Origin of the sequence: Pseudaestuariivita atlantica (assembly GCF_001205715.1) — a bacterium.
GTDB lineage: Bacteria > Pseudomonadota > Alphaproteobacteria > Rhodobacterales > Rhodobacteraceae > Pseudaestuariivita > Pseudaestuariivita atlantica.
Genome location: NZ_AQQZ01000002.1, coordinates 44056 through 52500, shown reverse-complemented (window position 1 = coordinate 52500; position 8445 = coordinate 44056). Strand labels below are relative to the sequence as shown.

The 8445-nt window shown below is 66.1% G+C and carries 8 protein-coding genes (1 of these 8 only partly in view); 3 read left to right on the top strand and 5 right to left on the bottom strand.

Annotated features, from left to right (window positions below):
• The 4 genes from msrQ to ATO11_RS03675 all read right to left on the bottom strand — a co-directional run.
• Window positions 1-214, bottom strand: the beginning of a protein-coding gene (gene msrQ / locus ATO11_RS03690; protein WP_050529501.1) for a protein-methionine-sulfoxide reductase heme-binding subunit MsrQ. The gene continues 377 nt to the left of window position 1, outside the view; the window shows 214 of its 591 coding nt (coding positions 1-214); it begins with the start codon at window positions 212-214; the stop codon falls past the left edge of the window.
• Window positions 211-1416: a cytochrome P450 gene (locus tag ATO11_RS03685; protein ID WP_165586927.1), complete on the bottom strand. Its 1206-nt coding sequence runs from the start codon at window positions 1414-1416 to the stop codon at window positions 211-213. Before ATO11_RS03685 ends, msrQ begins: the two co-directional genes overlap by 4 nt.
• 41 nt (window positions 1417-1457) lie before the next feature.
• Window positions 1458-2366, bottom strand: coding sequence for a protein-methionine-sulfoxide reductase catalytic subunit MsrP (gene msrP / locus ATO11_RS03680; protein ID WP_050529500.1), 909 nt, complete (start codon window positions 2364-2366; stop codon window positions 1458-1460).
• A gap of 106 nt (window positions 2367-2472) precedes the next feature.
• Window positions 2473-3954, bottom strand: coding sequence for an FMN-binding glutamate synthase family protein (locus tag ATO11_RS03675; RefSeq protein WP_050530020.1), 1482 nt, complete (start codon window positions 3952-3954; stop codon window positions 2473-2475).
• Window positions 3955-4205: 251 nt separating this feature from the next.
• Here ATO11_RS03675 and ATO11_RS03670 point away from each other — a divergent pair, with 251 nt between their 5' ends.
• The 3 genes from ATO11_RS03670 (at window position 4206) to ATO11_RS03660 (ending at window position 7474) form a co-directional block, all read left to right on the top strand.
• Entirely contained in the window at window positions 4206-5927 is a 1722-nt protein-coding gene (locus ATO11_RS03670; RefSeq protein WP_082176136.1) for a calcium-binding protein, read from the top strand.
• A 74-nt stretch (window positions 5928-6001) separates the two neighbouring features.
• Window positions 6002-6781, top strand: coding sequence for an SDR family NAD(P)-dependent oxidoreductase (locus tag ATO11_RS03665; protein ID WP_050529498.1), 780 nt, complete (start codon window positions 6002-6004; stop codon window positions 6779-6781).
• A 210-nt stretch (window positions 6782-6991) separates the two neighbouring features.
• Complete coding sequence (locus ATO11_RS03660) at window positions 6992-7474, top strand: fasciclin domain-containing protein (RefSeq protein ID WP_050529497.1); 483 nt, start codon at window positions 6992-6994, stop codon at window positions 7472-7474.
• Window positions 7475-7522: 48 nt separating this feature from the next.
• Here ATO11_RS03660 and ATO11_RS03655 read toward each other — a convergent pair whose 3' ends face one another.
• Window positions 7523-8377: a bile acid:sodium symporter family protein gene (locus ATO11_RS03655; RefSeq protein ID WP_050529496.1), complete on the bottom strand. Its 855-nt coding sequence runs from the start codon at window positions 8375-8377 to the stop codon at window positions 7523-7525.
• Between the last annotated feature and the right edge of the window lie 68 nt (window positions 8378-8445).

Here is an 8445-nt window from a genome sequence, read left to right as displayed (position 1 = left end):
TCCCCGCGAACCGCCGCAGCGGCGTGATGCACAGCGTCGCGATGAACAGCTGCAGCCCCAACAGGCCCATCTGCTGTTCCATCGCCTTGACCGGGTCGATGCCCAGGCCCCCTGTCAGCCCGGCATAGAACAGCCAGACCGGCGGCACGACCGCCAATGCATAAACAAGCCAGGTCGGCACGCGGCGCGCACCCGAGTTCACCACAGCGATCAAGACAGGGCCTCCACTCTGACAGGGCACCGCGCAAAGGCGCGGATCGTGTTGTTCATCGCGATCTCGGGCGTGCCGTCCAGGTGCCAGCGCGCCACCCTCCGCACCATCGCGGTCAGCAGCGCAACCATCTCGGCCCGCGCAAGGTGCATGCCCATGCAGGCATGTACGCCGTGCCCGAACCCAAGATGCTTGCGCACGGGCCGCGTCACGTCGAACCGGTCCGGATCGGCAAAGACCGCCGCATCCCGGTTGCCCGACGCATATACAAGGAACACCCGGTCGCTTTCGGCCATCCGCGCGCCGGCCAGTTCGGTATCCTGCGCCACGTAGCGAGAGAACCCGCGGATCGGTGTCACAAGCCGCACGATCTCTTCCACCGCGTTCGGGATCAGGCCCGGATTGTCCCGCAGGGCCTGCCATTGGTCGGGATGCTCCGCGAAATACAGCGCCGCGAACCCCGACGCCGAAATCGTCGTATCGAGCGACGGGTTGATATAGTCGCGCAAAAGCTGCGCCGCTTCCGCCGGGGTGAACCCCTGCTCGGGCGCAAGCTCGAACACCCGGCTCGCCAGTCCGCCCGCCTTCAGCGCCTCGGGCCGCAGGTGCTCCTTCAGGAAAGCCTGCAACTGTTTCATTTCGGGCAGCGCTTCGCGCGAGCGTGCGTTGAACCCGTCGAACAGGTTGAACGTGGCCGATGCCCAACGCAGCAGGTCGGCCTTGTCCGCGCCGGTCAGCCCGATCAGGTCGGTCACGATGGTCAGCGGCAGCACCTCGGCAAAATCATGGACCGCGTCGAACCGGCCCTTCGCCACAAGATCCTCGGCCAGCGCCTCTGCCGTTTCGGTGATCGCGTCCTGCAACGGGGCAAGGTTGCGCGGCATGATGGGGCGCGACGTGATCGACCGTGTCCGGTGATGCCGCGCGCCGTCTGAGTGCAGCGTCGAGCCAATCAGCATCGCGTTGACCTCGTCCGACAGCGACAGGCCCTTTCCGCTTATGAACGTCCCGGCATCGCGCGCCGCTTCGCAGATGGGCGCATGATGCGTCACCGCCCACATCTTCTGCGGCGCCACCCAGACAACCGGACCCATCTCGCGCATCCGTGCGTAACGCGGGATGGGATCGCGCAGGAAGTCATCGCCATAGAAGTCCTCGTCCCACACCGGGATAACGGACTTCTCTGTCTCCATGACGTCGCTCACGCTCTCCATCCCGGCGCCTGCTCAACCAGCCGTCGCGCCGGTCAATAGGACTTCGAAAGGTCCATGCCCTCGTACAAGGAGGCAACCTCTTCCTCGTACCCGTTGAACATCAGCGTCGGCTTGCGCTTGGCGAAAAGGCCCGACCCGATCACGCGTTCCGTCGCCTGGCTCCACCGGGGATGGTCCACGTTGGGGTTCACGTTCGAATAGAAGCCGTATTCACGCCCGTTCGCCTTGTTCCACGAGGTCGGCGGCTCCTTGTCGACCAAAGAGATGCGCACGATCGACTTGATCGACTTGAACCCGTATTTCCACGGCACCACCAGACGCATCGGCGCTCCGTTCTGATTGGGGATCGGCTTGCCGTAGATGCCGGTCGCCATGATCGTCAGCGGATGCATCGCCTCGTCCAGCCGCAGCCCCTCGACATAGGGCCAGTCCAGCACCGGATAGGCGAGGCCGGGCATCTGGTCGGGCCGGTTCGCCGTCTGGAACGCCACATGGGTCGCTCCGTCCTGCACGCCCGCCATCTCCAGCAGGTCGGCCAGCTCGAACCCGTTCCACGGGATCACCATCGACCACGCCTCGACGCAGCGGAAGCGATAGATCCGCTCCTCCACCGTCATCTTCGCGAGGATGTCGTCGAACTTGTAGGTGCCGGGATTGTCGACCATGCCGTCGATCACGACTTCCCAGTCCTCGGTAATCAGGCTGTCGGCATAGCGCGCCGGGTCTTCCTTGCGCGTCCCGAACTCGTAGTAATTGTTGTATTGCGTGATTTCTTCCCAGGTGTTCGGCTCCAGCGCGTCCGCCTCGGCGCGCGCCGCGCCGGGCAACGCCGCCGCCAGACCCAACCCCGCGACACCCGCCATCAATTGCCGGCGGTTCAGATAGGCCGCCTCGGGCGTCACGTCATTCCATGTCAGGTCGTTGGTCCAGCGCTGTGCCATCTCGGTCTCCGTTTCAGGTCATCCCAGTCACGCAGGGATGTGCCGTTGGGTTTCACATGAAAAGGGGCCGCCGGTCACGACAAACCAGACCGGATCACGGACTTGTTTAATCCAGTTGAACGTCGTGCAACCGGTCCATGGCCACGCTGGTGCCGTTTTCCTGCACCACGCGCACGTGTTCGGGGCGCAGCCTGCGCGGTTCGGACACGCCGACCGAATGCGCGATCATCTCGACCTCCTTGACCAGTTGCCTTGCGAACTGCGCCACGCGGTCCTTCTTCACCTTGGGCACCAGCCCCTTCTGGAACCGCTCGTTATGGGTGGTGATCCCGGTCGGGCAGGTGTTGCGGTTGCACCTCAGGGCCTGGATGCAGCCCAGCGAGAACATGAAGCCCCGCGCCGAGACGCAGAAATCCGCGCCCGTCGCCAGGGCCCAGGCCACGTCGCCCGGCACCATCATCTTGGCGCTCGCAATGATGCGGATGCGGTCCTTCAACCCCGCCCGGTTGCGCAGGCCGACAACGATGGGCAGCGCCTCGCGGATGGTGAGGCCCACAAGGTCCATCAACGGCATCGGCGCCGCGCCCGTGCCGCCCTCGCCCCCGTCCACCGTGATGAAGTCGGGCGCGCGGTCCGGGCCCTGCGCCACGATCTCGTCGAACAAGGGTGCCACGCCCCGTGCCGACCCGACCACCAGCTTCACGCCCACGGGCTTGCCGGTGATGTCCCGCACGCGGTTGACGAAATCGAGAAGGCTCGCCGGGCTGTCGATCTCGGGATGCCGGTTGGGAGAGATGCTGTCCGTACCCTTCTCGATCCCGCGCACCTTGGCGATCTCGTCGGTGACCTTGGCCGCGGGCAGGATGCCGCCCTTGCCGGGTTTGGCCCCCTGCGCCAGCTTGATCTCGAACATGCGCACATTGTCATGGGCTGCCACGTCCCGCAGCTTGTCCTCGTCCAGCGCGCCATCCTCGGTCCGCACCCCGTATTTCGCCGTGCCGATCTGGAAGACGACGTCACACCCGCCTTCGAGGTGGTATTCCGACAAGCCCCCCTCGCCCGTGTTCATCCAGATTCCCGCCTGCGCCGCGCCGCGCGACAAGGCCTGCACCGCCGGTTTCGAAATCGAGCCATAGGACATGCCCGAGATGTTGAAGAAGGACGGCGCCGCATAGGGCACCCGCGCCCCCGCCCCGATCACCATCGGCTCGGTCGAGGCATCGGCGCTGTCGAGATGCGGAAAGGCGGCGTTGACGAACAGCGGCGTTCCGGGGACCGAAATGTTGCGCGTCGATCCAAACGGCAGCGTGTTGCCCTCCCCTTTCGAGGCGCGCTCCACCCAGTCGCGCTGCGCCCGGTTGAACGGCAGCTCCTCGCGATCCATGGCAAAGAAATACTGGCGAAAGAACTCCCCCAGTTTCGTGAAGAGGTGCCGGAACCGGCCCACCACCGGGTAGTTGCGCCGCACCGCGTCGGCCGTCTGCATCCGGTCGATGGCGAACAGGACGGCCAGCGCCAGCAGCGCAAGCCCCAGAACCCAGACGAACAGCACCGCCGCCGTGTCCAGCACATTCATCGCAAAATCCATCGCTTCCTCGCACTCCTCGCCAGCGCCGGCCGGGGCGGGCCGGAATATCAACAATCCGGGGCGCAACGCATGAACTGTTGCCAATGTTTCACCGGTTCTCTCCCTTGTTCACACGTATGCCGGGAAAGCGCCACGGTTTGGCCACATTCTGTTAGGCGCCACGGCCCTTCGCCCGTAGATTCCTCTTATTAACTAATTCAGCGACTCGCGTCCGGCTGGGGTGGCCGGCGTGGTTTCGAAAGGATCTTGGCATGCCTATTCAATTGGGAACGATCGGCAACGACACGATCATCGGCACGGACAACAGCGATCACTACAATCTGCTGGACGGGAACGACTTCTTCGTCGGACTCAACGGCGGTGACTATGCGCTGGGTCTCGACGGCAACGACACGCTGCTTGGCGGGGCGGGCGGGGATGAATTGCTGGGCGGCGACGGCAACGACAGCCTGCAGGGCGATTCCGGCAACGACTCCCTCTTCGGCGAGAATGACAGCGACTACATCCAGGGCGGCAGCGGCAACGACCTCGCCGTGGGCGGCAACCATGACGACACGGTTGAAGGCGGGTCCGGCAGCGACGAACTTTATGGCAATGACGCCGAAGACCTCGTCGACGGCGGCACGGGCAACGATTACATCAACGGCGGCGCCAACGACGACACCCTGATCGGCGGCGCGGGCTTCGATACGCTTGTGGGCGAAGACGGTGCCGACATCGTCCTGTTCGAGGATTTCGACATCAACCGCGACCTGATGGTCGATTTCGAGGACGGCATCGACCGCATCGATGTCAGCCTGCTCGGCATCTGGGGGTTCAACGACATCCTCCTGACCGGCCCCGACGGCGCGCTGACCGTCCACCTTCTGCAGAACGGGGCCATGGGTGGTGATAGCATCACGCTTCTGGGGATGACCCGCGCGCAACTGGACGTGTCAGACTTCATCTTCGCCCCTCCGCCCGACCCGACGGCGGCGACGCAGGGCGGCGATGCGATCCCCGGTACCGATGGCGATGACGTGATCGACGGCCTCGGCGGCTCGGACTCGATCAACGGCAAGGCCGGCGATGACGACATCCAGGGCGGCTCGGGACGCGACACCATCGACGGTGGCGCCGGGGCCGACACGATCATGGGCGGCTCGGGCCGCGATTTCATCTTCGGCGGCACCGGAAACGACCTGCTGTTCGGCAATGCCAGCAGCGACCAGATCACCGGCGGCATCGGCGACGACACGGTGGATGGCGGAACCGGCAACGACTCCGTTTACGGCCAGTCCGGCAACGACTTCATTATGGGCGGTATCGGCGACGACTTCCTGTTCGGGCAATCGGGCGCGGACGATGTCCGGGGCGGCACCGGCAACGACAGCGTGTCGGGCGGCACCGGCGACGACACCGTGCGCGGCGGCCTGGGCGACGACACCGTCGACGGCGGTACCGGCAATGACGAGGTGCGCGGCGGCTATGGCAACGACGTGCTTCTGGGATCGGGCGGCAGCGACGTCTTGATGGCCGACCTTGGCGATGACATGGCCGACGGCGGCGCCGACGACGACACCGTGATGGGCGGCGACGGCAACGACACCCTGTCAGGCGGCGACGGCAATGACCTTGTCCGCGGCGGCGACGACGATGACAGCCTTTCTGGCAATGCCGGCGACGACATGCTGAATGGCGGCATCGGAGCCGACACGATCATCGGCGGGGCCGGAAACGACCTTCTTGCGGGCGAGGCCGGAAGCGATCTGTTCGTCTTCGACGAAACCGCCGGCAATGACACCGTGACGGACTACGACATCTTCGTCGACACGATGGAAATCACCGGCACCACGTTCGTCTCCATCAGCATCTCGGCAGACATGGTTCGGATCTGGCACAGCGGCGGTATAATTGACCTTGATGATGTCGTGATCACCAGCATCGCGGATTACAACACGTTCCTCAACTCGCTCGACATCACCTTCGCCTGACCCGCGCAACCGGGAACCCGCCGCCCCGCAATCCGGGCTTTTGAAACGCGGCGGGTTCTGTCACATCTCGGGTCATGGCCGACATATCGCAGACCGCAGACACCCGAACCGCCCTCGTCACCGGTGCCGCGCGCGGCATCGGCCTCGCGACGGCCAAGCTGTTGCAGGCGCGCGGCTGGAACGTCGCGCTGCTCGACCGGGACAGGGACGAACTCGACACCGCCTGCGCCGACCTGCCCCCGGACCGGACACTCGCGCTTTGCCACGACATCTCCGACCCACAGGCCGCGCCCCTTTTCCTGCGCGCCATCGCGGACCGGTTCGGACGGCTCGACGCGCTGGTGAACAATGCCGGCGTCGCCGATTTCGGGCCCATAGAAGAGACCGACTTCACCCGCTGGCGGCGCGTGATGGACACCAACCTCGACGGCACGTTCCTGACGACACAGGCCGCGATCCCGGCCCTGCGCGCCACGCGCGGCGCCATCGTCAACATCGCCTCGATCAGCGGGCTGCGCGCATCCACCCTGCGGGTCGCCTACGGCACGTCCAAGGCCGCCGTCATCGCGCTGACCCAGCAGCAGGCGGTCGAACTGGGCGAATACGGGATCCGCGCCAACGCCGTCTGCCCCGGCCCGGTCCGCACCAAGCTCGCCATGGCCGTGCACACGCCCGACATCATCGCCGCCTACCACGACGCGATCCCGCTCAACCGCTACGGCAGCGAGGAGGAGATCGCCGCGCTGATCGCGTTCCTCTGCTCGGACGATGCGTCCTACATCACCGGCCAGTGCATCGCCGCCGATGGCGGGTTCGAGGCGACGGGCATCGGCCTTCCCGCCCTAAGGGACTGACATCGCCATCACGATCCGTCACGCAGTCGTGACTGGCCCGCGCGAACCACCGCGGCTTAGCGCGCGCCGGTGTGCCGTCCATGTTCCGAACCGCCGCATCGGCGGGAATCCCCGGCAAAACCAATCGCCTGCACGGCCCGTAGCAAGAGCGATGTCACCAAGCGGCATCGCGAAACCTCACCTGATCCAAGCGACCAGAAAGGACCACTCATGTTCCGCCGTACTTTCCTTGCACTGACCACCGCAACCGCCCTCGCCGCCCCGGCCTTCGCCGACGGCCACTCGAAAGACATCGTCGACACCGCCGTCGCTGCGGGCACGTTCACCACGCTCGTCGCCGCCGTCGATGCCGCCGGGCTGGTGGAGACGCTGAAGGGCGATGGCCCCTTCACCGTCTTCGCCCCCACCGATGACGCCTTCGCCGCCCTGCCCGCGGGCACGGTGGAAACGCTCCTGATGCCGGAGAACCGCGAACAGCTGGTGGCGATCCTCACCTACCACGTCGTGCCGGGCAAGGTGATGTCCACCGACCTGTCGGACGGCATGACCGCCGCCACCGTGCAGGGTGGCGAGATCACCGTCGACCTGTCGAACGGCGTCATGGTCAACGACGCCACCGTCGTCGCCGCGGATATCGAGGCCTCGAACGGCGTGATCCACGTCATCGACAAGGTGATCCTGCCCGCGTCGTAAGGCGGCAGGACGGCGGGAGGGCCGACGCACCGGCCCTCCCCCATGCCGTCACAGCCGCCGCGCGATCAGCAGGATCACCGGCACCGTGACGAGGTACATCAGGACACCGTACACTCCCGACGGCAGCGAGTAGGGGCCGATGACCGCGCCGCTCACCAACGCGCCCACGGCGATGCCCAGCGTCCCGTTCTGGATGCCGCACTCGATGGAAATGGCCTTGGCCTCTCCGCCCGTCAGACCGGCAGCGCGCGCCAGCAGGAACCCCAGCGGCAGCATCACGATCAACAGCCCGATCAGCACCGCGCCCAGATCCGGCATCGACCCGATAAACACCGACCAGTTGGCGGCAAGCGCCGCAATCACGATCAGCGCGAACAGCACCGTTGCCGCGCGGACCAGCCACGGCTCGGCCCGTCCCGCAGCGCCCGGCGCGAACAGCCGCAGCGCCATGCCCAGCAGAACCGGCACCGTGGTGATCGCGAACATCTGCAGGCCCAGCCCAAGCACCGTCACCTCGGTCAGCGCCGACCCCTCGAAATAGCCCAGCGCCCAGACCACGATCAGCGGCACCGTGATGACCGACAAGAGCGACACGATGGCCGTCAGCGACACCGACAGCGCCACCGTGCCCCCGGCCAGCCGTGTCAGGATGTTCGACGTCGTCCCGCCCGGACAGGCGGCAAGGATCATCACGCCCACGGCCAGCGCCGGATCGGTCGGAAAGATCGTCAGCAAGGCAAACGCCACCAGCGGCAGCACCACGACCTGCGCCAGCAGGCCCACGGCAAACGCCCTGGGCGCCTGCGCCACCCGCACGAAATCCGCGCCCGTCAGCCCCGTGCCCAGCGCGAACATGATGAAAGCGATGGCCAGCGGCAGGCCCACGCTCAACAGTAAGTCCATGATAGTCCCTCCCCTTGCGGCGACCTTGCGCCATCCACCCGGCCGGGACAAAGAAAAAACGCCCCGAG

Bases quoted from the DNA above. Each gene is read 5' to 3' on its own strand.
- ATO11_RS03655 (WP_050529496.1), bottom strand. From the start codon at position 8,377: ATGGACTTACTGTTGAGCGTGGGCCTGCCGCTGGCCATCGCTTTCATC.
- ATO11_RS03675 (WP_050530020.1), bottom strand. From the start codon at position 3,954: ATGGATTTTGCGATGAATGTGCTGGACACGGCGGCGGTGCTGTTCGTC.
- ATO11_RS03670 (WP_082176136.1), top strand. From the start codon at position 4,206: ATGCCTATTCAATTGGGAACGATCGGCAACGACACGATCATCGGCACG.
- ATO11_RS03660 (WP_050529497.1), top strand. From the start codon at position 6,992: ATGTTCCGCCGTACTTTCCTTGCACTGACCACCGCAACCGCCCTCGCC.
- msrP (WP_050529500.1), bottom strand. From the start codon at position 2,366: ATGGCACAGCGCTGGACCAACGACCTGACATGGAATGACGTGACGCCC.
- ATO11_RS03665 (WP_050529498.1), top strand. From the start codon at position 6,002: ATGGCCGACATATCGCAGACCGCAGACACCCGAACCGCCCTCGTCACC.